Annotated in this window: 22 protein-coding genes; 15 read left to right on the top strand and 7 right to left on the bottom strand. The window is 48.4% G+C overall.

Annotated elements, in window-relative coordinates:
• The first annotated feature begins 1 nt into the window (after nt 1).
• The 8 genes from F463_RS0112485 (at nt 2) to F463_RS0112450 (ending at nt 8,157) form a co-directional block, all read left to right on the top strand.
• A complete protein-coding gene (locus tag F463_RS0112485; protein ID WP_018987438.1) occupies nt 2-865 on the top strand; it encodes a hypothetical protein in 864 nt (287 codons plus the stop codon).
• Nucleotides 866-1,000: 135 nt separating this feature from the next.
• Nucleotides 1,001-1,873 carry a non-homologous end joining protein Ku gene (gene ku, locus F463_RS0112480; protein ID WP_018987437.1) on the top strand — a complete coding sequence of 291 codons (873 nt, stop codon included), beginning with the start codon at nt 1,001-1,003 and terminating at the stop codon, nt 1,871-1,873.
• 12 nt (nt 1,874-1,885) lie between these two features.
• Nucleotides 1,886-4,435, top strand: coding sequence for a DNA ligase D (gene ligD / locus F463_RS0112475; RefSeq protein ID WP_018987436.1), 2,550 nt, complete (start codon nt 1,886-1,888; stop codon nt 4,433-4,435).
• Nucleotides 4,436-4,853: 418 nt separating this feature from the next.
• A complete protein-coding gene (locus F463_RS0112465; protein ID WP_018987434.1) occupies nt 4,854-5,270 on the top strand; it encodes a hypothetical protein in 417 nt (138 codons plus the stop codon).
• A 189-nt stretch (nt 5,271-5,459) separates the two neighbouring features.
• Nucleotides 5,460-6,236, top strand: coding sequence for a hypothetical protein (locus F463_RS0112460; protein ID WP_018987433.1), 777 nt, complete (start codon nt 5,460-5,462; stop codon nt 6,234-6,236).
• A gap of 330 nt (nt 6,237-6,566) precedes the next feature.
• Nucleotides 6,567-6,719 carry a DUF3309 family protein gene (locus F463_RS14845; RefSeq protein ID WP_081620827.1) on the top strand — a complete coding sequence of 51 codons (153 nt, stop codon included), beginning with the start codon at nt 6,567-6,569 and terminating at the stop codon, nt 6,717-6,719.
• Between the two features lie 44 nt (nt 6,720-6,763).
• Complete coding sequence (locus F463_RS0112455; protein WP_018987432.1) at nt 6,764-7,162, top strand: PA2779 family protein; 399 nt, start codon at nt 6,764-6,766, stop codon at nt 7,160-7,162.
• Nucleotides 7,163-7,209: 47 nt separating this feature from the next.
• Entirely contained in the window at nt 7,210-8,157 is a 948-nt protein-coding gene (locus tag F463_RS0112450) for a PA2778 family cysteine peptidase (protein WP_018987431.1), read from the top strand.
• A 10-nt stretch (nt 8,158-8,167) separates the two neighbouring features.
• On the opposite strand, the gene F463_RS0112445 is transcribed toward F463_RS0112450, so the two are convergent.
• Together F463_RS0112445 and F463_RS14410 are read right to left on the bottom strand one after the other, a co-directional pair.
• On the bottom strand, nt 8,168-9,775 hold the full coding sequence (locus F463_RS0112445) for an EAL domain-containing protein (RefSeq protein ID WP_018987430.1): 1,608 nt from the start codon (nt 9,773-9,775) through the stop codon (nt 8,168-8,170).
• A gap of 256 nt (nt 9,776-10,031) precedes the next feature.
• Complete coding sequence (locus F463_RS14410; RefSeq protein ID WP_018987429.1) at nt 10,032-10,511, bottom strand: DUF421 domain-containing protein; 480 nt, start codon at nt 10,509-10,511, stop codon at nt 10,032-10,034.
• Between the two features lie 203 nt (nt 10,512-10,714).
• On the opposite strand from F463_RS14410, the gene F463_RS14840 reads away from it, so the two are divergent.
• Nucleotides 10,715-10,867 (top strand): DUF3309 domain-containing protein, encoded by a 153-nt coding sequence (locus F463_RS14840; protein WP_018987428.1) that lies wholly within the window; start codon nt 10,715-10,717, stop codon nt 10,865-10,867.
• 4 nt (nt 10,868-10,871) lie between these two features.
• On the top strand, nt 10,872-11,183 hold the full coding sequence (locus F463_RS0112430) for a hypothetical protein (protein WP_018987427.1): 312 nt from the start codon (nt 10,872-10,874) through the stop codon (nt 11,181-11,183).
• Here F463_RS0112430 and F463_RS0112425 read toward each other — a convergent pair.
• Together F463_RS0112425 and F463_RS14995 are read right to left on the bottom strand one after the other, a co-directional pair.
• On the bottom strand, nt 11,168-12,421 hold the full coding sequence (locus F463_RS0112425) for a cytochrome P450 (RefSeq protein WP_018987426.1): 1,254 nt from the start codon (nt 12,419-12,421) through the stop codon (nt 11,168-11,170). The genes F463_RS0112430 and F463_RS0112425 overlap by 16 nt on opposite strands.
• 2 nt (nt 12,422-12,423) lie before the next feature.
• Nucleotides 12,424-12,588, bottom strand: a complete 165-nt coding sequence (locus F463_RS14995) for a hypothetical protein (protein ID WP_018987425.1) — start codon at nt 12,586-12,588, stop codon at nt 12,424-12,426.
• A gap of 204 nt (nt 12,589-12,792) precedes the next feature.
• Between F463_RS14995 and F463_RS0112415 the strand changes: the two genes are divergently transcribed.
• The 5 genes from F463_RS0112415 to F463_RS0112390 all read left to right on the top strand — a co-directional run bounded on the left by F463_RS0112415 (nt 12,793) and on the right by F463_RS0112390 (nt 19,628).
• Nucleotides 12,793-13,221 carry a CBS domain-containing protein gene (locus F463_RS0112415; RefSeq protein ID WP_018987424.1) on the top strand — a complete coding sequence of 143 codons (429 nt, stop codon included), beginning with the start codon at nt 12,793-12,795 and terminating at the stop codon, nt 13,219-13,221.
• Between the two features lie 600 nt (nt 13,222-13,821).
• Nucleotides 13,822-15,120: a sensor domain-containing diguanylate cyclase gene (locus F463_RS0112405; protein WP_245545243.1), complete on the top strand. Its 1,299-nt coding sequence runs from the start codon at nt 13,822-13,824 to the stop codon at nt 15,118-15,120.
• 131 nt (nt 15,121-15,251) lie between these two features.
• Nucleotides 15,252-16,016 (top strand): hypothetical protein, encoded by a 765-nt coding sequence (locus F463_RS0112400; RefSeq protein ID WP_018987422.1) that lies wholly within the window; start codon nt 15,252-15,254, stop codon nt 16,014-16,016.
• 109 nt (nt 16,017-16,125) lie between these two features.
• The gene (locus tag F463_RS0112395) at nt 16,126-16,785 is read left to right on the top strand and encodes a pyridoxamine 5'-phosphate oxidase family protein (protein ID WP_026295566.1); all 660 of its coding nucleotides are present in this window, start codon (nt 16,126-16,128) and stop codon (nt 16,783-16,785) included.
• Nucleotides 16,786-17,072: 287 nt separating this feature from the next.
• Nucleotides 17,073-19,628: an EAL domain-containing protein gene (locus F463_RS0112390; RefSeq protein WP_018987420.1), complete on the top strand. Its 2,556-nt coding sequence runs from the start codon at nt 17,073-17,075 to the stop codon at nt 19,626-19,628.
• 102 nt (nt 19,629-19,730) lie between these two features.
• Here the strand turns inward: F463_RS0112390 and F463_RS0112385 are convergent, their stop codons facing one another.
• From F463_RS0112385 to F463_RS0112375, 3 genes are all read right to left on the bottom strand, one after another.
• On the bottom strand, nt 19,731-21,203 hold the full coding sequence (locus F463_RS0112385) for a porin (protein ID WP_018987419.1): 1,473 nt from the start codon (nt 21,201-21,203) through the stop codon (nt 19,731-19,733).
• A 188-nt stretch (nt 21,204-21,391) separates the two neighbouring features.
• Entirely contained in the window at nt 21,392-22,675 is a 1,284-nt protein-coding gene (locus F463_RS0112380) for an OmpP1/FadL family transporter (protein WP_018987418.1), read from the bottom strand.
• A gap of 53 nt (nt 22,676-22,728) precedes the next feature.
• On the bottom strand, nt 22,729-24,807 hold the full coding sequence (locus F463_RS0112375; RefSeq protein WP_018987417.1) for a bifunctional diguanylate cyclase/phosphodiesterase: 2,079 nt from the start codon (nt 24,805-24,807) through the stop codon (nt 22,729-22,731).
• Nucleotide 24,808: the final 1 nt, after the last annotated feature.

Genomic DNA, 24,808 nt, shown 5'->3' with positions numbered 1-24,808 from the left:
CATGGCGCAATCAAGTGTTTTCAGTGAATCGGCTAGCGCAGTTTCCTGGGGAGCTGTCGTGGCTGGCGCTGTTGTGGCAGCCGCCCTTTCATTAATCCTGTTTCTATTGGGCAGCGGATTAGGTTTGTCTTCTATATCCCCTTGGTCCCGACAGGGGATAGATGCGCCCGCATTTGGAGTCGCAGCCATTATCTGGATCACGGTGACCCAAATCCTGGCAGCGGGCATGGGTGGCTATTTAACAGGCCGGCTACGGGTTAAATGGCCCGATACGCCGGCGGATGAAGTGTACTTCCGCGATACTGCGCACGGATTCCTGGCTTGGTCGGTGGCCACGCTTGCCACCGCTGCACTCCTGACCACTACCATAGGTGCAATTGTCAGCGGTGGTATGCAGGCTGCCACCCATGTAGCAGGAGGCGCCGCCCAGACAGGGGCGATCGCAATGGCCGGTAAGCATGGTCATGGGGCGCATCAACCAGGTGAAAACACTTACTTCGTTGACGCTTTATTCCGCAAAAATGCTGAAGAGGGTACGAGCGATAGGGGATCTTCCGCCCCGATAGCAGAAGTGAGCCGGATGCTGGCCCATGCCGGCTCATGGGAGTCGTTGCCTCCGGAAGATGTCCGCTACCTGTCTCAGCTTGTGGCAAAAAATACCGGTTTGACAGAGCAGGAAGCCGAGCAACGTGTGCACGAGTTGCAGGCGAAAGCCAAGGATGCTGAAACAAAAGCCAAAGCAGCTGCTGATAAAGCACGCAAGGTTTCGATCTATATCACCCTGTGGCTGTTTGTGTCTTTATTGGTTGGTGCGTTTTCAGCCAGCCTGGCAGCGACTTGGGGCGGTCGTTGCCGAGATGCGTAAAAAACCTTAATCCCATTGTTCATTTTGGAGGCGATATGCGTTCATTACTACTTTATTTTCTAGGTGTACCTATTCCATTAATTATTCTGATTGCTTTATTTGTACGGTGATTGACCATCATCTCTGGAGGATGGAATGTCTCGCCCAATTTGGAAAGGCGCTATCAGTTTTGGCTTGGTGCATATTCCTGTGGAGTTGCATGCCGCGAGTGCACCTGCTGCCATCGATCTGGATTTGTTGGATAAACGGGATTTTGCGCCTGTCGGCTACCGTCGCTATAACAAGGTCACCGGTAAAACAGTGACACAACAGGATATTGTGAAAGGCTATGCCTACAAAAAAGATGAGTATGTCGTGCTGACAGACGCCGACCTGCGCAAGGCAAATCCGGAAAGTACTCAAACCATCGATATCCTGTCATTTATAGATGCACGGGATATTCCGGTTATTTTCTTTGATCAACCCTATTACCTGGTGCCAACCAAGGGTGGTGAAAAAGTATATGCCTTGTTACGCAAAACATTGGAGCGTTCTGGCAAGCTTGCGTTGGGACAGGTGGTGATCCGCACCAAGCAGCATCTCGCTGCTTTAATGCCGTTCAAACAGGTAATCGTTCTTAATTTATTGCGATACCAGGAAGAAATCCGTGAGCTGCCGGAAATTCCTGAGCCCAAACCTGGCAAACAAAGCCAGGTTTCCGCCAAGGAGGTGGAGATGGCGCTTTCGCTGGTCAAAGACATGACGGAAAAGTGGCAACCGGAGCAATACCAGGATACGTTTCGTCAAGATATCTTGTCACTGGTCAAAAAGAAAGTGAAAGCCAAACAGACGCACGTACTCACGGCGCCTGATACAGACCTGGATGAAGCCGCCACTAAAAAATCCAGCAATGTGGTTGACCTGATGCAATTGCTTAAAGCCAGCATAGGCAGTAAACCGACACGAACAACCACAACAAAGGCCTCTAAATCCTCAACCACCAAACCTGTGCGCAGGCGTTCGGCGTAAGGGGAAGTAATCATGGGGCTCCAACAATATTGGAAAAAACGTGATTTCAATGTCACTCAGGAGCCGCGCGGCAAGGTGGAGGCTTCCGGCCAGCAACTGAAGTTTTTTATCCAAAAGCATCATGCGCGGCGCTTACACTACGATTTCAGGCTGGAGTTGCAAGGCACCCTGAAAAGCTGGGCTGTGCCAAAAGGACCCAGCCTGGATCCTCACGACAAGAGACTGGCCGTCGAAGTCGAAGACCATCCGCTTGCCTATGGCAGCTTTGAGGGGGATATCCCGGCCGGTCAATATGGGGCCGGCCATGTCATGCTGTGGGACAAAGGGACTTGGGAAGCCATAGGCGACCCTGTGCAAGGATACAAAGATGGCTCACTTAAATTTCAATTGCATGGCCACAAACTACATGGCAAATGGGCATTGGTGAGGATGAAAGGCCGTCACGGTAATCAGGAAAAACAAGCCAATTGGCTGCTGATCAAGGAGCAAGATGATGAAGCCCGAAATGGGCGTGAAGCCAACATTACCGAGACTCAAGCTGAATCTGTACGCCATTTGAGAGAGACTTCTGATGATAGTCATGTATCCAAGCGGGTAGTCCAAGACCGGGGCGCCAACGTCAAAGATATTAGCGTAAGCGCTAATCTTAAAAAGGCTCTCAAGAGCATGGCTAAAACGCGCATGCCCACCGCCTATCAACCGCAACTGGCTACGCTGGTGACGCATGCGCCTGAAGGTGAACAATGGTTATCTGAGCTCAAATATGATGGTTACCGCGCGTTGACACAAATCCATCAAGGCAAAGTGAAGATGTTCTCGCGTAATGGGCATGATTGGTCTGCAAAATGGCCTGCGCTAGTGAAGGCGCTGTCTGCAGTGCCTGCCGGATCTGCATGGTTAGACGGAGAGGTGGTTGCTATCCAGGCCGATGGGAGTATTAGTTTCCAGGCGCTACAAAACGCAGTCCGCCTGGGTAAAGAAGCCAACCTGGCCTATTTCATCTTCGATCTTCTCTATCTTGACGGACATGATGTCACGCACTTGCCTTTAAGGCAGCGTAAGGAATTGTTGCAAGCCTTGCTCGGTCAGCTCACCGCTTCGAAAGACAATCCTTTGCACTACAGTGACCATATGGCCGGGCACGCACAGGAAGCATTCAACCATGCTTGCCTGCACGGTCTAGAGGGAATTATCGTCAAGCATGCCGACAGCCCCTATCAGCAACAGCGCTCGCGTGACTGGCTGAAAGTGAAATGTGGCCAGCGCCAGGAATTTGTGATTGGCGGGTATACCGAGCCGGCTGGTAGCCGCGAGCTGTTTGGTGCGTTGTTACTGGGTAACTATGACGAGAAAGGTAGCTTGCGTTATGCCGGTCGTGTGGGTACCGGGTTCAAACAGGATACCTTGAAACTCGTTGCCAAACACTTTGCCTCCTTGCGCACCGAAAAGACTGCTTTTATCAACCCACCGCGCGGGCAGGACGCCCGTGGGGTACACTGGTTAAAACCTAGTCTAGTGGCTGAGATTAAATTTGCGCAATGGACAGATGAAGGTATTGTCCGCCATGCCAGCTTTGTCGGTTTACGCAGCGATAAACCTGCCAAAGAGATCACTCATGAAATAGCGCAATCGGCTGAAGAACTCGGTCGGCAATCCATTGCAAACACATCTGTGACTAAAGTGGCTGGCGTGCCATTAAGTAAGCCTGCCAAAGTACTGTTTGCCGAGGATGGATACACTAAACTGGATATCGCACACCATTACGAAGCGCTTGCACAGTGGATATTGCCTTATTTAAAGAACAGGCCACTATCTATCGTACGTTGCCCGGATGGCTATCAGCACAATTGTTTTTTCCAAAAACATGTCACCAAGGGCAGCCATGAACATGTGCAGTCCGTGCAACTGGATGCGGCTGGCAAACAGCCTGAATACTTTATTGCCAATTCCCTGCCCGCCGTGATTGAGCTTGTGCAGCTGGGCGTGCTTGAATTGCATGCCTGGGGCGCGTGTTACCCCAAGACGGGCCTGGCGGACAGGCTGATTTTTGATTTGGACCCGGCACCGGATGTCCCCTCGGAAAGGGTCACCGAAGCAGCACTGCTTTTGCGGGGATTATTTGAAGAATTGAAATTAACAAGCTTTGTTAAAACGACAGGTGGCAAAGGCTTGCATGTGGAAGTGCCTATCAAGCCGGAGCACCCTTGGGAGGTCATAAAGGCGTTTAGCCATGGCGTGGCCCAGTATATCGAAACGCAGATTCCTGACCGTTTCACCTCGAATTTGTCCAAGAAAAAACGTGAAGGGCGTATTTTTATTGATTATCTCCGTAACGGCACAGGTGCCACAGCCGTGGTGCCATACTCCACCCGTGCCAAGCTAGGCGCCCCCGTAGCCACTCCATTGCATTGGCAGGAGGTAGGGCCGGATATTCATTCCAATACGTTTACAATCAGCAATATTGGGCAACGCCTAACGGAGCTTGAATCTGACCCCTGGCAAGATTACCTTACTCTCCAGCAAAAGTTGAGCCACAAAATAATCAAGCTGTTTACTGGCTGACAAGCAATATGATGATCACTTTTTAGACAATGGGAATTTTTTCCAGGTGTAGGTGCCACAGGTGATCAGGTACAAAATGGCCGAAAAGATATTCAGTACGGGCACCATACTGCGGAACGCGAGAAAAAAGGCTTTGCTAAAGGCATGCCTGGCTGTAGCAAATTCACAATTCCTGAATTCAATGAGACTACCTATCGCTGAGATGACCAGGGGTACTAAATAAAACGCAGAAAAAACATTGAAGTCCATGATGATTCCTTAACGCATTTTTCATTATAACGTGAGAAAGATTGCAATCATTTTGCCATTAAGTCAGCAAATTCCTACAGGAGATTCAGCCGGAATGGGATAGGGAATGGGCGATTGATGCCGCAAGATGGTGACCTGACCAAAAGCCAAAACAGGGGAGGACTCCATCATGCAAAAAACACATGCAAGTACGCATCCAAGCAGAAATTCAGTTGCCACCACCAGTGTGCTTTCCTTGATTGCCATCACAGCGGGCACAGTTTCTGTGGCATTGTTCATCATGTTTGTCGGATTGTTTTTGACCATGATGTCTTTAGGTGGCAATTCGCAATTGACTGCCAGCCTGCACCAGGAGAGACCCGCAATGACCGTCGCGCTTGTGGCTGGCAGCAAAAATATGACTGATCATCAAAAAACACAGGCCAGGAAAGGCTATTTCGTGGATGCCTTGTTACGCAATGACGGCAACAGGCATTCATCTAATTTCTCTGATTGTCATCCCCAGTCATCTTACAGGCCTGCACGTGTTTATGCCATCTCAAACACAAGCGTATCACCGAATCACACCCATCTCATTCAAATCTAGGCAATTCCCCCTTTTTTCTGCGTTACACATCCCCATTTAAAAGAATACAATAGCGCTTTCAGTCGCCTTCAGTGATTGCATACATCATTGAATTGGGCCAGATGATTGAATCTTGGCCAGATTTGAGGCATTGTTCGACATAGAGTAAAAATTGGTATCAAAACATAATCGATTGAGGTTATGAGAAATATGCTTCATTTCAAAGATATAGAGGCCGCCTTTAAGTCGCCCTGGTTGCCTTCAGGTGAAAAATCTGTAACCAGGTCATTTAGTCGTCAGCGTGGCGCGATTGCGATTGGAAAAATCAACCTCATTCTGATTGGCCTGATTGTGGTGATATTGTTTACACTGATTGCCAAGGAAGAGCCAACGGCGGCATTTTCTCACGCCGCGCCACGTCTGCAGTCGCAGATAGTGCAAGCGGAAGCTCCGGAAGCTGACATTGAGGCGCCAGGGGCATTTCAGGAAAGTAATATTCCTGAAGTGGAGACACCCGTCCTACCAAAAGTGACATCCAAAACAAGTGACAAGCAGCCCAAAAAAGTCGAAGTCTCACCAGTGGTGGACTCAGGTCCGGTGGTGAGTGTGCGTACCGGTCCGGCATCCACCGGTCAGGACAAAGCCGGTCATGCCAACATCTCATCAGAGCCTGTTTCTCACGAAAGCGCTTCCACAAACATGCTTGTGTTTAATATCTGGAGCGTGTCCGAGCTGCGCTTAAGGAGTGCTTATACCACTTTTATGAACGACAGTGCACTGTCGCCTTCCCAAATAGAGGCCAGAAAAAAGGACTATCTGAGTTTTGTCGTTCAGCGTTCCCGCAAATGTGGTGAGCTGGATAATAAATTTGCCAGTAACATCAATACGGCGGAAAAGCTAAGCTTTAACAAAAGGGATGTAGACATTCTGGAATGTCACGCCACGGAAAATAATATTGAACTTGATAAGTTAAGTGCACATGGTTAATGCATTCACTGTGTTTTTCCTCTGGTAATCCATCTGAAATCCCAGATAACCCCTCGAATTTTCTCTTTCCCTCCAGCCCTGTCATCCATCGCGCAGCATCGGCGGGTGTGCCCGGTAAGTCCCTGCGAAAAATAACAGTCTGCAATTGAAGTATTTCTGCGCGTCATGGCGTGGTTTCAAGGTGTTCAATAAAAAATCAGAGTATTCCTACACGAGATTCAGCAATACTGGCATGGTGTCTGGTTTTGCGTCCCTGCATGATTAGGTCTCACACATTACAAAACCATTGCCAGCGTAAGCGGCAATATGTTGCGTTAGGAGACCATTGTTATGAGGACGATATTGCTGCTAATTCTAATATTGGCATTAATCGGTGCATTGCCCACTTGGCCATATAGTGCCGGCTGGGGTTATTATCCAAGTGGTGGTCTCGGTTTAATCGTATTAATATTGCTCATACTTGCGCTCACCGGCAGGCTGTAATGCTCAACTTGTCCATTCACTCTCAATACAAAGGAACCCCAATCATGATGATGGCTAAACGTTTATTAAGCGCCTTTTTGGTAGCATCAATGTTATTTACCGGCACAATGCAGGCTGTCCAGGCGGCTATGATCAGTACTGAACAGGTCGCACAATCCACCATCTCGGCAAAAGGAGAGCAGGACAGGGCAAAAATTGTCAGTATGCTGTCTAGGGATGAGGTGCAGACCGAATTGGTGAAGCGTGGCATCGATCCGGTAGAGGCTAAATCTCGCGTGGCTGCACTGACAGATGAAGAAGCTAGCAACCTCGCTTCACAAATGGATAAAGCGCCAGCTGGCGGCGGTATTATTGGCGCGATTGTGCTGGTATTCCTGGTATTGCTGTTGACTGATATCCTGGGCTTTACAAAAATCTTCCCCTTCACTCGCTCAGTGCGCTAATGCTATTTTTTGCCGACAATCTCTACGCGAGGTTGGTTGACAGGCGCATGATCAAAGCCAGCGTGTTACGTATTTGCATACTGGCTTTTTTCTGCCTGCTAACCGCATGTGCGGCCAACGGTGTGCGTGAGACGACACAGAATACACAGTTTCCACGCCATGCCGAGCTCACAAGTACCCCTTTCTTCCCGCAAGCAGAATACCAGTGTGGTCCAGCCGCGTTGGCGACTGCTTTAACCGCAGTTGATATACCAGTCACGCCTGATCAATTGACGCCAGAAGTGTATGTGCCAAGCAGGCAAGGTAGTCTACAGATTGAAATGCTCGCCGCCGCAAGACGCCATGGTGCCCTGGCAGTGCAAATTCCGCCGCAGCTGGAAGCGGTGATACAAGAGGTTTCGGCTGGCAACGTCGTCGTGGTCATGCAGAATCTGGGATTTTCATGGGTACCTTCGTGGCACTATGCGGTAGTAGTGGGTTACGACCTGGATAAAGAATTGGTCTGGCTGCGCTCAGGGACATTTGAACGCTTTGAAATGTCTTTGAACGCCTTCCAGCGCACCTGGGCGCGTAGCGGGCATTGGGCCTTCGTTGCATTGCCGCCTGGCAAATTGCCAGCCAGTGCCAGCGCTGATGAAGTTGCAAAAGCCTTGGTTGCCTACGAAAAAAATGTATCCGCCACGATGGCAAAAACGGCTTACCAGGCAGCAGTGAATAAATGGCCTGACCACCAGGTATTGCTGATGGGCTTGGGCAATGCTGCCTATGCTGCAAATGACTTGCCTTTGGCTGCTGTGACGTTTAGGCATATGACGGAAGTGCATCCCGATTCAGCAGCGGCCTACAATAATCTAGCCACTGTATTGCTTGCTCAGCAGCAGATTGCACAGGCGGAAGTGGTTGCCGAGAGAGGGCTGGTAATTGCGGGAAACGATGAAAAATTAAAATTGCAGATTACTCAGACACTGAGTGAAATCAGGCAGGCGAAGCATTAGGCGTTCCAGCCTACACATCAACGGGGGGGCGATGCTTCTCCAAGTAAGCATAAAAATCTTTGCGCGTGAGCGATTTTGAGTACAACCAGCCTTGTACATGATGGACACCGCGTGACTGCAGGATGTGCGCCTGCGTGGCTGTTTCTACCCCCTCAGCTACCATATCCAGTTTAAGTGTCTTGGCCATTTCAATAATGTGAAATGCGACGTGACTTGTCACAGCATCGGTGCCGACAGAGTCAACAAACGTCTTGTCAATTTTCAGGTAATCCAACTGAAACTTGGTCAGGTAGGACAAACTGGAGTAGCCTGTGCCAAAGTCATCAATCGCCACGCGTACACCGCAGTCGCGGATATTCCTGATCGTTGTCAGTGCTTCTTCGTCATCAAGAAAGCCACGTTCGGTAACTTCAATCAAAATCTGTTTGCCTTGGGCCCCCGTTGAGTTTTTCAGGTTTTTAATCAATTCTAATAACGCGCCTGACCGAATATCATGAGAAGAGATATTGATGCCCACATGAAAGTCCGGATGCATTGCAAATACATTACGCATGTCCTTCGCCACGATTTCAAACACGCGTTGAGTGATTTGGCAGATTACTCCAGCCGCTTCTGCTGCGGGAATAAAGGTCTCCGGGCTGATAAAGGTATCGTCCGGTGTTCGCCATCGAATCAAGGCCTCTGCCCCTACGCAGGCGTTCAGAGGCAGATGAATGATGGGTTGATATTCCAGGTAAAATTCATCGTTGGCCAATGCCCGCAAAATGGCTGATTTGGTGGAGTATCTGGTTTTTTGCATGTAAATAAATAACCCGGCCAGCGCTAACCCTATGACCATACCCAGCGGAATCAGGATTTCGAGAAAGGTCACAATATCGTCATTGATATCCTTGAGCGGCAGAGCTGCGACAACGGCAGTAAAGTTCCGTTTGTTAGGCGCAATGTACACCAACATTTGGCGCTCTTTATCAATAAAAGTAAGTGCTTGCTTACCTTTGTATCTCTTGAGCCATTGCGGATCTATCTCGCCTTTTGACGTGTATATCCTATGGGATGAAATGCCAAATACACCTACGGATATTTCCGAATCGCTCAATGCTTCAATGGCGTGAGAGGGCACAAGCATGACCGCCCATCCTGACCTTTCCAGCATGATTAAATGATGGTCTTGCCAGTCGGTAATCTTGAGATTGGTCCATACTCTGGTTCCATCGGGTTCTACGCGGAAGGGTGGCCCCAGCTCCAGGCCGTCAAACACCTCGGAGATGGAGGAGCATATAATGCGATTGCCTTGAATATGGGCCACGGCCTGCAGGAAAAAGCCTGTGACATTAAACTCCTGCATCTTCTTGATGTGTTCAGGTAAACAAGCCTTCTCTTCTGGCACCGATGAAAAGTAGTCCACAATATGTGAGAACTGGTCTCGAGCAGCACTCATGCGTATCAAGACACCATTTGTCATCTCGCGCAGGCGTTTGGTTTCTTTTGAAATGGCCTGGTTATGCGCAATCATGAGGGCCAGGTAAATGGAGACCAATACGGCCACCACAATGGCCATGACAGTCAGGCCGACAAGTATTTTCTTGCTTCGCCAACCCGGCTTTAAAACATAATCCATGGGATCCATCCTTCCAGAAGTGAGTCTATCGCGTGATTCCAAACACAGAGCAGCCAGGACTAGGACCTCAGTCACTGGCCGATGGTGATCATGGAATGCGCTTAGGTAGTCTGGAAATGAGCGAGTAGGAACAAACTGCAAAAGTAGCCAGCATCATTTTTCTTAGGGATTATCCGAATATTGATCTAGGTGTGGTGATTTAATGTTAATTTTTTTTATTTTAATGGGCACAGCATAACAGTTACTGTGAAGGAATTCACTTATCGTATTGAATAATACTGAGCTGACCATCTGCCTCTAGTTGCAGTTGCTTCACTTGTGAAAGATGCTCAATACCTTCTTCACGTAGTTTGGCCTCAATCTCGTCGCGGCTAATAAACTCTTTTCTCATGGCGCGTGTTTGCAGTACGCCTTTGCGCACGAGGATGAGCGGAGGAGGTTCTACCAGTTTCTTGATCCATCTGTAATGGTAGCCGAGCCAATCAATTAATACATTCCAGAATACCAATACCGAAATTAAAACCAGGCCATCGGCAATTGATTTTGCCTCGCCAGTCATGGCGTTCTGTGAAGCATCAGCCACAATCACGACAAATAAAAAATCCCCCACACCGACATTGCCCATATCGCGTCTGAGAATCAACCTGAAAATAAGAAAAAGAAACCAAAAAACAACAGAGCCGCGCAAGATAATTTCGACCAGCGGGACGGATAAATGAAATGTAGAGCTATCCATGGATCAACCTTTTATCACTCAGATAAACGCATGCTATAAAACCGTGGCCCGCGGACTTATCAGATAAAACGGAATTCTCTGTAGGAAAGGGCTGATTTAAAAAGTGTGTCCGCTGATTCCTACAATCATTTCAGTTGAATGTGCATGGCGCATGGCTTTATCTCCCGGCATGATAAACCTTCACATAATCATAGGAGACGGTGATGCTGAGTACAGTACTTTGGGTAGTTCTGATCCTTGCTTTAATCGGTGCCTTGCCAACTTGGCCTTACAGCACTAATTGGGGATATTACCCCAGTGGCGGGCTGGGGCTGATCCTCATTATTTTGCTGGTGCTGGCATTGACGGGAAAATAAATTCATGGTCACTAAAGAAACTGAAAGCGGGATGGATCAGGCGCTGCCTAATCAGGAGACTGCGGAGGATACCATCCGCTCTCCAGAGCAGAATGCGCGCTTGATCGCGGTTATTTTCGTGCATCACTTCGGGCTGTTTGCAGGGGAAACCCTCACAGCGGTGAAGCTCAGTGGTGCCTGGTACGAAAAACACAAAGGACAAAGCGATCTTGTCGAAGGGCTGGAATATGCCAAGGCAAAGCGATGGATTTACTCAGTGGATGAAGCCTTCACATTGACTGAGGCCGGGTACCAGGTCGGTCATGAAGCAGAGTAACTGAGTGGCGCAATAATCATCCCGCTCTTGGGTAAAGTGGGGATGCGCGCCAGCGAGACACTTAAATCTTGCTTGGGCACGGTATAGCGCAAGTTTTCTACCAGGAGTTTAAGCGCCACTTTCATTAAGCGGTTGGTAATCCATTCGCCTGGACAGCGGTGGTGCTGGGCATAGGTTGCGCCGCCACTGGCAATGAAAGTGTATTCGTCTTGAGACCAATTTTTAAAGCGTTCCGGGTTGAACATATCTGGCTGCTCCCACTCTCGGCCGTCATGATTGGTTCCGTAAATGTCCAGCAGGGTCAAGGTGCCTTTTTTGAAGCGCCATCCTTTCCAGTTGAAATCCTGGCGAGCATACGCCGCAAGAAACGGAAAGAAAGGATAAAACCGGCGCACCTCCAGAATAAACCAGTCAAGGTATTCTGACTTTTGGTTGAGTAATTTTTCCCGCACGTGTGGATATTGGTGGATAGCAAGCGCACTGAATGCCACGAGTTGCGCGATGGCCACGGTGGGACGCAACACATTAATCAACTCGACAGCGGCGGTGTGGGAGGGGAGCAAGTCACCGTGTTCGTCTTTGTGCCAGGCAAAAGCTTGCAAAATGCTCGTTGCTGCTTCCTGTTTGCTTGACCTGATTTTTTCAATCTCGGCCATGAGCCATTTTTCGCTTGAACTTCTTGCCATGCGGCCACGTAAGTGATGCCATCCAATACGCGCCCCACTATCAATCATTAGTCCAAACTCTTTTGCGCGTCGGCTACACTCACTGGGTGGCAATGGCACCCCCGCCCAAGCACATACAGATCGGCATAAGGTGTTTTGCGCATGGTCAAATAACACCATCTCCTCGTGAATTGGCCATAAAGCCAATGTTGAATGCCAGTGCATGCGATGAAGCTCTGCCAGCGCGTTGATGCGTTCATGATTCATCAAATGGCTGATAAAGAGGTGCTTTCTGTGTCTATGGGCAGCACCATCCAGGCTTTGCACCCCGCCTACGCCGACCAAAGTCTTTTGAGCGCGCGTGGGCATGGCACCATGACGAAGAAATTTATCAGGATCGTAGAAAATCCGGGCGGCTTCTGCACCTCGCATGCAAATCACGCTTCTGAATAATAACCGTGTTTCAAATACGTCAGTATCCAGCGCACGACATTTGTCCGAAATAAACCGGTAACCCTTGCGTATCAGCGATAAGGTACTGTCAAAGGCGGTATCTTGAGGGAAAGCCGCCAACGCTATTGATCTCCTATGATTTCCGGCTGGATATCGGGCTCTGCCGGTTCCGTGGGTTGGTAGGGGGTGTCCGGATCTGGCTTGATGGGCTTATGGCTCTCATCGGGAAACACCGGATGGGTATTTTCATCTCCCAGGCTGTCAGTGGCCAAGTTCGCAATATGCATTTTTAATCTCCTTAAAATGGATTGTTAACAATACGTTGACTGCGACAGTGTTTTTATAGGTGCTTCCCTGATATGCCTGTCAGAATTCCTTGGGCGGTGCTGAAAGCCTCGTATTTCCTACGCAACTTTCATCCCATACCTGACAATCAAGGATGGCCTCGTCAGGCTAGACTTAAAAGTCCAGATGAGAGAAAGGAGAGCAGTATGAATATCAGCCAAGTAATGACTCCGGATGTCAGAGTGGTTTCCCCCACTGATAGTTTGCAGAGTGCGGCGCTGCTGATGCGGGAAAATGATTTTGGTTTGTTACCAGTCGAAAAAGAAGACAGGTTAATCGGTATGCTGACTGACCGTGACATTACCATTCGCGCGGTTGCTGAAGGTTTGTCTCCTATGGAAACCGAGGTGCAACAGGTGATGACCTCGGAAGTAGAATATATTTTTGATGACTATCCGGTTGAAGAAGCTGCCCGTTATATGAGTGAGTTGCAAGTCCGTCGATTGCCCGTGGTTGATCGTGATCACCGCCTGGTGGGGATTGTGTCACTTGGCGACCTCGCTTTAAGTGAACAACAGAGTGCTGGCGCAGCCTTGAATTCGATTTCCCAACCAGGTGAATCGGGTCTTATTTAACATTCATCTTGTCTTAATATTCATCTTTCCGCGTGCAATGAGCCTGTAAAAGGCTCATTGCATCCTGTCCGATCTTTCCTACAGAAAATTCAGTCTTCATAGACTCGAAATTGTTTGTTGATGAATGCATGATGGCGCTTATCTAACTTGCAAAGTTTTTAGCATTGCAAAATTCTTAGCGTTGCAAATTCTCTAGTGATTACTTTTGAGCGGGAGAAAGATATGTTCAGTATGCTACTCCTTGTGCTGTTTGTCCTCATGGTCGCACACGCCTGCCGAGTAAGTCTGGCCTCCGTTCATTGGAGCATTGATCCTGCCCGAGCAGTAGGTGTATTGTTGGCGATATTACTTGTTCTGGCGTTTACGATAGGGTTTATTGATTTGTAACCATTGATAGCCGTACCAGATCTGGAATTTACGAGAAATCATTTTTCGCGGCAATCATTTTCGAAATAGATAGTTATTACGTGGCTGTTTATTGTAAAGATAACAGTTTTCTTGAGGTAAAATCGTAAGCAGGTTCGTTCATGAACTCTCCTTTACCTTAAACGTATTGTGCCTCAACAGTTAAGTCAGACACTAAAAAGCCAGGTTATCGCTGTGTTGGCGGCGGCGTTAGCCTTTTTATTCTGGCATTTCCTGCTCGATTACCAGCGCCAAAAAGCTGAAACTGAAGCCTATATTGAAGCTGCTACTTATGGCAGCCTACTCCGTGTAGAACTCGATCGAGAGTTAAATTCGCTGTTGTTTATTTCCAATGGACTTTCGAGTTTTATTAAAGTTTACCGTCATGAGCTCCAGCAGGAAAAAATGCAGGCCATATTGACTGACCTCTGGTCCAATGCCCGCTATGTCAAAAATTTCGCTGTTGCCGTTAACTATAAAGTCACCTATGTTTACCCTGAAAAAGGCAATGAGAAAATCCTGGGCATCGATTATCGTGATGTGCCTTCCCAGTGGCCCAAGATTAAATTGGCGATTGATTCCCGGCAAGGAGTATTGGATGGCCCCCTCGAACTGATTCAGGGCGGGAATGGCATGATATACCGCTTCCCGATTTTTGTGGATGATCACTATTGGGGCATTATGTCGACAGTGATTGATACCAACAGTTTTATGCAGTCAGCGTTTAAGGGCGTTCATAACCCGCAGTTTGCCTTTGCTATCAGGACGCAAGATAATAAACAGGTCTTTCACGGAGATGCAACGCTATTCAAGCAAAAGAATATTTTCATCATGCGCAGCAGGGTACCTAACGGTAAATGGGAGTGGGCGATTGAAAACAAAAGTATGCAATCGTTGCCAAGTCGCAGACTGGGTATTGTTTTAAGTGCGTTATTAAGCGTGTTAATAGGCGGTCTGGCATATTTTTTTGCCCAGGAACGTTATTATTTATCAGAAGGTGCCTTGATGGACAGTCTGACAGGGTTGGCTAATCGTAGATTACTCGAAAGTCGCCTCAATTACGCGCATTCCGAGGCCAAGCGTGACCGCAAAAGATTTGGCTTGATGGCGTTGGATATCGATCATTTCAAAGCAATCAATGACCAGTATGGCCATGATGTCGGCGATGAGGTGATCAAAGCTGTGGCAGCCAGGCTGAAATCAAATATTCGCGATCTGGATACGGTCAGCCGCCTGGGGGGCGACGAATTTGTCATTGTGGTCAAAGATCAGCAGTCGGAACATGCATTGATACAGATTGCCGTTAAGCTGCTGGACATTTTTAATACGCCTCTGCTTATCAATCACAGGGAAATCCTTGTGCATATCAGTATAGGCCTGACCTTGTTTGACCCGGACACTGAGGTCACGTTGAAACAGCTGCTAAAGCAGGCGGATATGGCGCTTTACCAGGCAAAACATAGAGGTCGAAATACCTATAGTCTGTGGAAATAGGTTGCTTAAAAGTACTGGCGTGTTTGCCATTAGTAACGTTGCCGTATTAGCCTTAACTAGTCGCAGGATGCATGTAAAAAAATCCTTTATTGAATGTGCTAACATAGCATTTTATTGATATAAATTTATTGATGAAGTGTTTTTACCCGCTGCTCGGCTGGCTCGCGATTCTGGCAGCACCCCTTTCCGTGCTCGCTTCAGAAAGGCTCCCCGAACCGGTATTCATCGAGCCGGATGCAGCCCATAGCGATCATTCCCTGAGAATTCCCGAGCCCATGGTCTATGACTTGGTGCGTCCACTGGGAGTCAAGCAGGGGGAGCTCGAAATCAATGCATTAGGCGACTACAACCCATTTACGGGTGATATCGACTGGGCCCCTGAACTGGAATATGGCATGGCGGATGGCCTGGCGATCGAAGTCGAATTACCTTTCCAGAATGCAAGCCATGAACGCTATAAATTGGCCGTGCAGCAAACCTTGGGCATGGATGCCAGTCAGGGGATGGCACATGGTTGGCAGGCGTTTGTGGATGTGAACAAACATATGCGTGCGCTTTCGGCGGATGCCACTTACATTTATGGCCTGAAGTTAGCAGAACAATGGTCAAGCTTGAGTATGCTGGGGCTGCGTATCCACAATATCAATCGTAGCGCTCAAGTCGATTATCTGCTGAATAATACGGTTTTTTATGACGTGTCCCCCCGGTTGACCCTGGGCATGGAGCTCAACCAGGAGGTCAGCCATCGAGGCAGTTGGCGCTATCGGCTGACCCCGCAGTTGCATTATGATGTCAGCCAATATTACACCTTGCAGCTGGGTACTGCATGGTCTACGCTGGATCAGGCCGATAAAACAGAACGGCTATGGAGTTTCCGTTTTATCCGTGTGTTTTAATGAATGGCATCCCTGATCGGATACCCGGCAATCGTACCGTCCCGATCAAATGCCAGAATCCGCGGGTAGGATGCTATGTGATACCAATTAGTCAATGAATGGGGGAATGATGAGTCGTTTATTTGGAGAAACGCACCGCAAGGTGCAGGATGAACAAGGCACAAGAAAGCTGGCAGACCGCATTGAGGAAATTGCCTGTAAAACTGAGATTGATGAGGATGCCAAAGGTTTTATTGAGTCATTGGATATGTTTTTCCTGTCTACTGTCGATCACAATGGCCGGCCCACTGTTTCCTATAAAGGTGGCTTCCCCGGTTTTGTGCGAGTGATTGATGACAAGACGCTGACCTTTCCAATTTACAACGGCAATGGCATGCAGCTTTCCGTGGGCAATATGGTTGGCAATGCGGAGATCGGTATGTTGTTTATTTCATTCGAGCGCCCGCATCGTATCCGATTGCAAGGCGTCAGCCAGGTTTCCAGGGAGCCGGCTCTGTTGGCTCTTTACCAGGAAGCCGAGTTCGTGGTGAAGGTCACACTGTCCGAATTGTGGCAAAACTGCCCACGCTACATTCATCGCTATGCCCGAGAGAGCAATTCACGCTATGTGCCAACTGCCCAATGCCAGACGCCGTTGGCTGAATGGAAGCGCCTGGAGTTTGTGCAAGATGTGATTTCCGAGGCGGACGCGAAAAAGGCGCAAGAGGCCGGTTTTATCCAAGTGGAAGACTGGATTGCGAAAATCAAGGCCGGGGCCCCGGACGTTTAGCCATCAACACAGCTATTTTATGAAGGCGCAAGGTGATCCTGGCGCTTTTTTATTGTTTGCTTGATGATGGGAGTCCGTATTTTTAACGTAAATGACGGCTGGTGTTAAAGGTGGAAGGGACAATTTCCGTAAATGTTTGTATGATGCAGCTCATAATGGCGCGGTTAGCCTTTTTCGACCAATCGCAGGACCACATCTAATCAACCATGAATAAGTGTGTTGCCAGGTTCTTACGTGCTTTTGTTGACGGCAAAATGTCACGACTCTGCCCTCTCTGCAGCCTGGTCATGCTGTGTCTGAGCATCGCGGCAAATGTGAGAGCTGCAGAATCCATCACGGTGATCAGCGACGATAACTATCCCCCGTATTTATTCAAAGATACTAACGGTAATACCGTGGGTATTGTGGCTGACACCTGGAAATTGTGGGAACAAAAGACAGGGGTCAAGGTGACGTTGCTGGCGATTGTCTGGGAGCAGGCGCTCCAGCAACTGCTGAGTGGGCATGCCGATGTCATTGAAATGATTTATCAGGATCCCGAGCGTGAAAAACGATTCAGTTTCAGTGCGCCCTATGCCACCTTGCCTGTCGGGATCTATGCCCATGAAAGCATAGGCGGTCTTGCTACTTCCAACCACTTAAGTGGCTTTACTGTGGGTGTACAAAAGGGCGATGGCTGTATTTTTCACCTCAAGCAAGCAGGGGTTCAATCATTCAGGCTGTATAACAACTACGAAGAAATGATCACGGCCACACTCAAAGGTGAGATCAAAATCCTGTGTATGGATGATTATCCGGCCACTTATTATCTCTATCGCGCCCACGCAGACCAAACAATATTGCGAGCCTTTACCCTTTACCAGGGTGAATTTCACCGGGCAGTGAAAAAAGGGAATGAGCAAACACTTAGTTTGATTGCAAAAGGCATGGCGGCGATCACGCCTGCCGAAATGGCGGCGATTGAGGCAAAATGGAAGGGCCGACCTTTGCAGAAACATCTCTATTCTGGCCAAGCTTTGTGGGCGTTGGCTGCGGCGTTGACTGTTGCCGTGAGTTTGGTCTTGCTGGTGTTCATGCTGCGCCTTGCTGTGAAAAGAAAAACCGCTGAAATAGAAAGTAAACGTGAGGAGCTTGAGCTTGAACGTTTGCGGTTGATCGACATTATTGATGCTACACGGGCCGGGACCTGGGAATGGGATATACAAACTGGTGTATGCCAGGTGAATCATCGCTGGACAGAAATGCTGGGTTATACGCTTGAAGCGCTGGCCCCGCTCAATGCAGACAAGGTCAAATCATTAACGCATCCTGATGACTGGCAAACTGCGCTTGCGGTAGTTGAGCGGCATCTCAAGGGGGAAATTGATTTTTATGAGTGCGATATCCGTATGCGTCATCACGACGGACACTGGGTGTGGGTGGCTGATCGGGGACGGTTGATTTCACGTACCAGTAGTGGTGAGCCATGGATCATGCGTGGTACCCATATTGATATCACTGACAAGAAAAAGGCGGATGCAGTGATTTGGCAACAGGCTAATTACGACAGCCTGACGCAATTGCCCAACCGGCATTATTTCAATAGTCACTTGCATGAGGCAATTACCACGGCCGCCGAGCATCAGCAAAAACTCGGGCTGTTATTGCTGGATCTGGATCGTTTTAAAGAGGTCAATGATACGCTGGGTCACCGTAGTGGCGACGAATTGCTCATGGAAATCGGTCATCGCATCCGGCAGTGCTTGTCTGATCAAATGCTGGTAGCCCGCTTGGGAGGCGATGAGTTTGCCATTGTTTTGCCAGAACCAGCCTGTGCGGATGTACAAGCCTTTGGCCAGCAGTTGCTGCAGGAAATCTCCAAAGCGATGATTCTGGGAGGCGAACGGGTCTATGTCACAGTCAGTATCGGCATCAGCCAATATCCTGAAGATGCGGTCAACGCTGAAGAAATGATACAGCATGCAGACCAAGCCATGTATGAGGCGAAAAACCGTGGCCGTAACAACCTGCGTTTTTTCTCACTGGCGATTAAAGAGGCCCTGTCGCAACGTGTCAGTTTAGCGCGTGATTTGCGCGTGGCGCTTGAAAATGGCGAATTGCGCGATTATTACCAACCCATCGTTGACCTTGCAACAGGCAAAATTGCGAAAGCAGAAGCGTTGATGCGCTGGCAACATCCGCAACGTGGATTGATCAGTCCAAGTTTGTTTATTCCAGTGGCAGAAGAAACCGGCGATATTGTTGCCATGGGTGACTGGATTCTAAATCAGGCAGCACAACATGCGATGCAATGGCAGTCACTGGTGAGTGATGATGCCTTTGCCATCAGTGTCAATAAATCACCGGTCCAGTTTGTAGAACAGATGGATACAAAAAATGACTGGGTGCACGCTTTACGCAGCATGGGGCTGGAAGGTAAGCGGATTGTGGTGGAAATTACTGAAGGGTTGCTCCTTAATCCGGACCCTATCGTTGAGCAACGTTTGTTGCAGTTCAGAGACATGGGCATCCAGGTAGCCATTGATGATTTTGGCACCGGATATTCCTCGCTTTCTTACCTCAGCAAATTCGATATTGATTACCTGAAGATTGACCAGTCCTTCACGCGAAATCTGAATGCCGGTAACGAAAGTTATGTATTGTGCGAGGCAATTATTGTGATGGCGCACAAACTGGGCCTCAAAGTCATTGCTGAAGGGGTGGAGACCGCCCTGCAACGAGATTTGCTGATAGACATTCATTGCGATTACGCGCAAGGTTTTTTCTATTCCCCCCCTGTCCCGGCCGAGGCTTTTGAACAAATGCTTGTACTGCAGTCTCGCGAGATTGCCTCAGCCAGGTAGGCAGTTTTGTGAAACGGAAGCATCACCAAATAAAAGACTCAAGTGCTACTTGAGTCTTTTTTATAGCAACAAGCAATTAAAAAGATTGCCTTAGGCTAATGGTTAGAACTTCATACGTAAGCCGGCACCGTAGCTGGTCACATTCGTATAGTTCGTCGCGCGTGGATATTTGTCGCCCGAAAAGTGGTTGGTGGTATAGGCGAGGTAAGTATCGAAACGCTTATTGATTTTATAGTCCACCATCGCCGTCCAGGTATCAATTTTACCCTGCGAGTTGGTTGAAACAGTGGGGCCTTCAATCGCATCTGCCTTGGTCAGGTAGTAACCAATGGATGTTGTCAGTCCGGTCAGGGCAGGCACGCGTTGCGCAAAGTCAAAGTTGGCTCCCAGGTAATACACATAGTTATCTTGCTTGAAACCCGGTTTTAATGCCGAAGTGGCCACACCGCCAAACACGGTTTGATCATAGATGTTGTGATAACTGATAGAAGGCGATGATGACGGTTGTAATTGATACCACTCCATCCCGCCAATTAATTTCAGGTCTTTCGTTGGCATCCATCGGCCTGTGAGCAGCACGGCTTGGGTGTTATACAGCGAGACTGCGATTGTGTCATTCGCTAACGGGTTGCCAGGCGCAGCAGAGTTTGATTTCACGGAGTCAAAGAATCTGTCATAGGCCAACTGAATGCCGAATGCACTGCTTTCATAGCCCAATTGCGTGGTATAGCCATTCCCGTGAGCAGTGCCGGCGGAGTTACCGAACTGGTTGATGATGGCATAATTGATTTTGTCATGATCCTCAGTTTCGTACACATTGGCATACTTCAGTGAGTTTTTCATACGGGAGTTTTCTGACACGCCACCGCCGCCGCCAACAGTACCACTCTCACCCAGCGGTGAAAAACTATCGGCTTTGCCGTTAGGATCATAGGTCACAGTGATTTCAAAGAACGGGTTGTATTGGGTGCCATAGGTCAACTTCCCTAATGAGCCACCATCAACACCCGCCCAGGCTTGCCGGGTAAACAACTCGCCGTTCATGGAAGAGTTGGCGCTGACGCTGGAGTTGGCATTGGTGCCAGAGTTGTCCGCCAGTGTTTGTGCGGCATCATGTAACTTCATGTCCAGCGTGTTAAAACCAGCTTCAAACTGATAGATGAATTTAAAATCATGGTCCCAGGCCTGCAGTTTGGCCACTTCACCTTTAAATCCCAGCCGTGATCCTTGCCAACCACCGTTTACCCAGTTAGTACGGGATGTGACCCTGCTGGTTTTTTTTGCGCCTGCGTAAGGGTAAAAGTTATTGGCTAACTCGTAGTTCTCGGGCAGAGAGTGATTGATATGGGACAGGCCAATATCCACCAAGCCGTAAACCTGGAAATAAGAAGGGTGATCGCCCAGATCGAAATTAATACGGAACGGATTATCATCATTCATAAAACGGGAGACAAGAGAAGGTGATTCTTTTGTGGTGGTAATGGATGTATCTGTCGTGCTTTGTGTTTGGGCTGCAAATGCTTGGTTGATGATTAACGGCAGGATTGCCAGTTTGAAAAAATGCTTGATGTCCATCCTCTATCCTTGAAAACGGTTTTGCTGGTGATTTCAGAACAGGGATTTTCGAGTTTGTGTGTGAATGTTGGATGACAGGCGGCTTACATGAAACTTACGGATAAAAAAATGTATATCAATCATAAACAAACAGCCAGGCAGTTTTTAAAACGTTTGGCTGTTTGTAGTATTTTCTGATGTGATAAAGCTTAGAACTGGTGCGTGAATTGCAGGCTGAGGATATCTGCGCTGCCATCATATTTGCCGTCAATCAGCCCTTTGCTGGGGGCGGGGGTGCGCTGATCATCGTAAATGCTGGCCTCTTTGATAAAAAGATGTGCATAACCAGCGTCTAATCTAGTCTGCGGACTATATTGCCAGCTGGCACCAAATGAGAGCCAGAGTCGATCGTTGCCAGGAATACGTGACGTTCTGCGATCATTATCAATCGCCTCTTGGTCATAGGCGACGCCAGTACGCAATTTAATGCTGTCTGAATATCGATAGTTCAAGCCGACAGAATAACGTAGAGTGTTGTTCCAGTGTTCTTGCGTTGTGCCAACGGCAGTATTCGATCCATTGTCACGCAAGATGGTTAGTGTTTTAAACTGAGTCCAGCGAGTCCAAGTCACGTCCGCCAGTAAATCCCAGCGGTCATTCAAATGACTGAAGCTACTTATGGAAAGGGTTTCAGGAAGAGTTAAGTCGGCTGTGATATCCGTATTTAAGGTCTGGAGTGGATTACCGTTGGCTAACGTAAAGGGGGAGGATACATTGCCTTTTAAGTGTTGTTCGACTTTTGAGCGGAACGCCAAGCCTAACCGGGTGTCAGGAGTTACTTGGTAAATGGCACCTAGATTATAGCCAAACCCCCAGTCATCTCCTTTGTTTTTTGCTGAAGACTCTGGTAAGTTTAAGGCTGAAAGATTTACCGCACTAGTCAACTCTGCTTGCGCCCACATGGCAGAAACACCAAAACCAAATGACCATTGATCATTGAGTTTCCAGGCAAGTGATGGATTTATATTTATGGTCTTGAGTTCAGACTTAATGGCTTGAAAGCGGCCAAGCCAATTCTTGTCATACTCTGTTTTAAGGCCGAAGGGTGTGCTTATCCCTAAGCCGAACTTGAGTTGCTCATTAATATCCTGTTTGTAGAAAAAATTAGGGATGACAGCCAGGCTGCCTAAATTGCCACCTTCTCCACCTGCCGCATACGCTGCTACAGGCACGCTATTTTTATTGTCAAAATCACCGTTGGTTTTAATCAAGTGCAAGGCACCGACAATTTGGCTGCCTTGTAAGTAAGTCATCCCTGCAGGATTAAAAAAAATCGTACTGGCATCTTCTGCGATGGCCGCAGCGCCAGCATAGGCGTTTCCTAAGCCACTTGCGCCTTGTTCTGACAAGGCAAATCCTGCAGCATAGCTGCTTAACTGATAAGTTGAGAATATCAACCCCAGCCATAGAGAAGATGATTTAAATCGCAACATGTATTCCCCCAGACATATTTTTTGTTACTTGCTTATTTTTAAAACGCGTTTACTTAAGAACCTGTAGAGCCCGCAACTTTACGAAACATGGCCGGAATACTCTCGGGAAACTCGGCCATAAATGTGGTGGTTTGGCTGGCAGACAGGGCGGCACTGAATAAATAACCTTGCACATGATGGCACAGCTTGTATTGCAAGTATTCAAACTGGATGGCGCTTTCCACGCCTTCGGCAACCACTTTGAGGTTCAGACTAACCGCGAGCGCCACCAAGGCATCGACAATCGCGATATCCACCTTGTCTTGTGGGATGCCTGCTGTAAATTGCTTGTCAATTTTAAGGATATCCACCGGCAATTGTTTCAGGTAGTTCATCGACGAATGGCCGATGCCAAAGTCATCGATGGCAATACCTATCCCCAGTTGTTTCAGGGAGTAAAGAATTTGCTTGGCCGATTCAATATTCCGCATGACCATGGATTCCGTGATCTCGAGGTTTAATGTGCGAGGCGCAATATGGTAGAAGTCCAGTGCATGACGTATGGTATTCGATAGGCTGTCGTCATCAAGCTGCCGTGAGGAGATATTCACATTCATGAACAGGTCGCGGTCAAACATCTCCTGCCACATCGCCAGTTGCTTGAGTGACTGGTGAATCACCCAGGCACCGATGCTGATAATGAGTCCTGAGCCTTCAGCCAGACTGATGAACTGGTCCGGTGCCAGCACTCCTTTGCTTGGATGACGCCATCTCAACAGGGCTTCAAAGCCGATAGTTTTCAATTGCTGGGTATGAATAATCGGTTGGTAATACAGCTCCAGCTCCTGGTTCTGCAACGCAAAATGCAATTCCTCGCGCAGGGTGCGTAATTCAGAGGTGCTAGCCTCATCTTCGTCACTGTAAAAACGAAATGTATTGCGACCAGCATCCTTGGCCTGGTAAAGCGCGACATCCGCGTTTTTCATGACCTCTGTTTTTGAGTCAAAGCCCGGCCTGAGTAGCGCAATGCCAATACTGACCCCGATATGGATTTCATGGTCATCGACAATAAACTGGGCAGAAATGGTTTGGATAATGCGTTTGCAGACCTGTTCTATGGTCGTGCGTCCGGAGGCATCCAGCAAAATGGCGAACTCGTCGCCGCCCAGGCGAAAAATGGCATCCTTTTGTGACAGGTTGCCGCGCAGGCGATGGGCCACTTGTTGCAGCAATTTATCTCCGGTCCCGTGGCCAAAAGCATCGTTAACAATCTTGAAGCGGTCCAGATCAAGTAATAGCAGGTAGACATGTTTGCGGTCATCCGGCGTGGCAGTGATTTTGCGGGTAATTGCTTCTTCAAACGCGTGACGGTTAAGTAACTGAGTGTTTTTATCGTAATGCGCTAAAAACTGCAGTTTTTCTTCAATGATCTTGCGGTGTTCCAGTTCTTTTTGCAGTTGTGAGTCACGCTGGCGAATACTTTCCAGCATGTTGTTAATGTCGTGGCCCAGCATGCCTATCTCATCTGCGCTGGTGATTTTGACGCGCTGATCGTAATGATGATTGCGCGTGATATTGCTGACAAAAGTTTGCAAGGCATGGATGGGGTCAACAATATTACGATTCAGTCGCCACATGATCAGGCAGCCAGTCAATGCTGCCGCCAGGACAGCAATGGCGTTTGACCAGGCAAAGCCGATCAGCACATCCACAATCTGTTCCTGTTTGATAGTCGCTTGCAAGCTACCGACGTTTTTTTCGTTGACGATGATCGGCGTCGATACTTCCAGGTCGCCAAAAAAGGGATATAGCCATTGCCAGACGGCCGCAGTTCTTGGATGTTCTGGATGCAGGCTTTGTAGTGGCTGCTGTTGCTGGTTAAGAATGACAATGCTGCGGATATTCTGGTTGTCGGTGAGCGGTTCCAGCGTTTTGACTGCGGAACTCACTTCTCCAAACATGACTGCCGGACCAATCGAGTTGGCCACCACATTCATTTGTACCAGAATGTCTCGAATCAGGTGCGTGCGCAAGCTATGGTAGTGACTGCCAAATGCAAACACAATAAATACCAGCAACATACTCAATGTCATCACCAGCTCGGTGAGCAGTAGCTTGTGTGCGATTTTGAGATGAGGTAGCAGTCTAATCATA

The organism is Methylophilus methylotrophus DSM 46235 = ATCC 53528 (genome assembly GCF_000378225.1).
In the GTDB taxonomy this organism is placed as follows: Bacteria; Pseudomonadota; Gammaproteobacteria; order Burkholderiales; family Methylophilaceae; genus Methylophilus; species Methylophilus methylotrophus.
This window is presented reverse-complemented; position numbering and strand designations above follow the sequence as displayed.

Coding starts and splice junctions, on each gene's coding strand:
- F463_RS0112485 (WP_018987438.1), top strand. CDS start 2: ATGGCGCAATCAAGTGTTTTCAGTGAATCGGCTAGCGCAGTTTCCTGG.
- ku (WP_018987437.1), top strand. CDS start 1,001: ATGTCTCGCCCAATTTGGAAAGGCGCTATCAGTTTTGGCTTGGTGCAT.
- ligD (WP_018987436.1), top strand. CDS start 1,886: ATGGGGCTCCAACAATATTGGAAAAAACGTGATTTCAATGTCACTCAG.
- F463_RS0112465 (WP_018987434.1), top strand. CDS start 4,854: ATGCAAAAAACACATGCAAGTACGCATCCAAGCAGAAATTCAGTTGCC.
- F463_RS0112460 (WP_018987433.1), top strand. CDS start 5,460: ATGCTTCATTTCAAAGATATAGAGGCCGCCTTTAAGTCGCCCTGGTTG.
- F463_RS14845 (WP_081620827.1), top strand. CDS start 6,567: ATGAGGACGATATTGCTGCTAATTCTAATATTGGCATTAATCGGTGCA.
- F463_RS0112455 (WP_018987432.1), top strand. CDS start 6,764: ATGATGATGGCTAAACGTTTATTAAGCGCCTTTTTGGTAGCATCAATG.
- F463_RS0112450 (WP_018987431.1), top strand. CDS start 7,210: ATGATCAAAGCCAGCGTGTTACGTATTTGCATACTGGCTTTTTTCTGC.
- F463_RS0112445 (WP_018987430.1), bottom strand. CDS start 9,775: ATGGATTATGTTTTAAAGCCGGGTTGGCGAAGCAAGAAAATACTTGTC.
- F463_RS14410 (WP_018987429.1), bottom strand. CDS start 10,511: ATGGATAGCTCTACATTTCATTTATCCGTCCCGCTGGTCGAAATTATC.
- F463_RS14840 (WP_018987428.1), top strand. CDS start 10,715: ATGCTGAGTACAGTACTTTGGGTAGTTCTGATCCTTGCTTTAATCGGT.
- F463_RS0112430 (WP_018987427.1), top strand. CDS start 10,872: ATGGTCACTAAAGAAACTGAAAGCGGGATGGATCAGGCGCTGCCTAAT.
- F463_RS14995 (WP_018987425.1), bottom strand. CDS start 12,588: ATGCATATTGCGAACTTGGCCACTGACAGCCTGGGAGATGAAAATACC.
- F463_RS0112415 (WP_018987424.1), top strand. CDS start 12,793: ATGAATATCAGCCAAGTAATGACTCCGGATGTCAGAGTGGTTTCCCCC.
- F463_RS0112400 (WP_018987422.1), top strand. CDS start 15,252: ATGAAGTGTTTTTACCCGCTGCTCGGCTGGCTCGCGATTCTGGCAGCA.
- F463_RS0112395 (WP_026295566.1), top strand. CDS start 16,126: ATGAGTCGTTTATTTGGAGAAACGCACCGCAAGGTGCAGGATGAACAA.
- F463_RS0112390 (WP_018987420.1), top strand. CDS start 17,073: ATGCTGTGTCTGAGCATCGCGGCAAATGTGAGAGCTGCAGAATCCATC.
- F463_RS0112385 (WP_018987419.1), bottom strand. CDS start 21,203: ATGGACATCAAGCATTTTTTCAAACTGGCAATCCTGCCGTTAATCATC.
- F463_RS0112380 (WP_018987418.1), bottom strand. CDS start 22,675: ATGTTGCGATTTAAATCATCTTCTCTATGGCTGGGGTTGATATTCTCA.
- F463_RS0112375 (WP_018987417.1), bottom strand. CDS start 24,807: ATGATTAGACTGCTACCTCATCTCAAAATCGCACACAAGCTACTGCTC.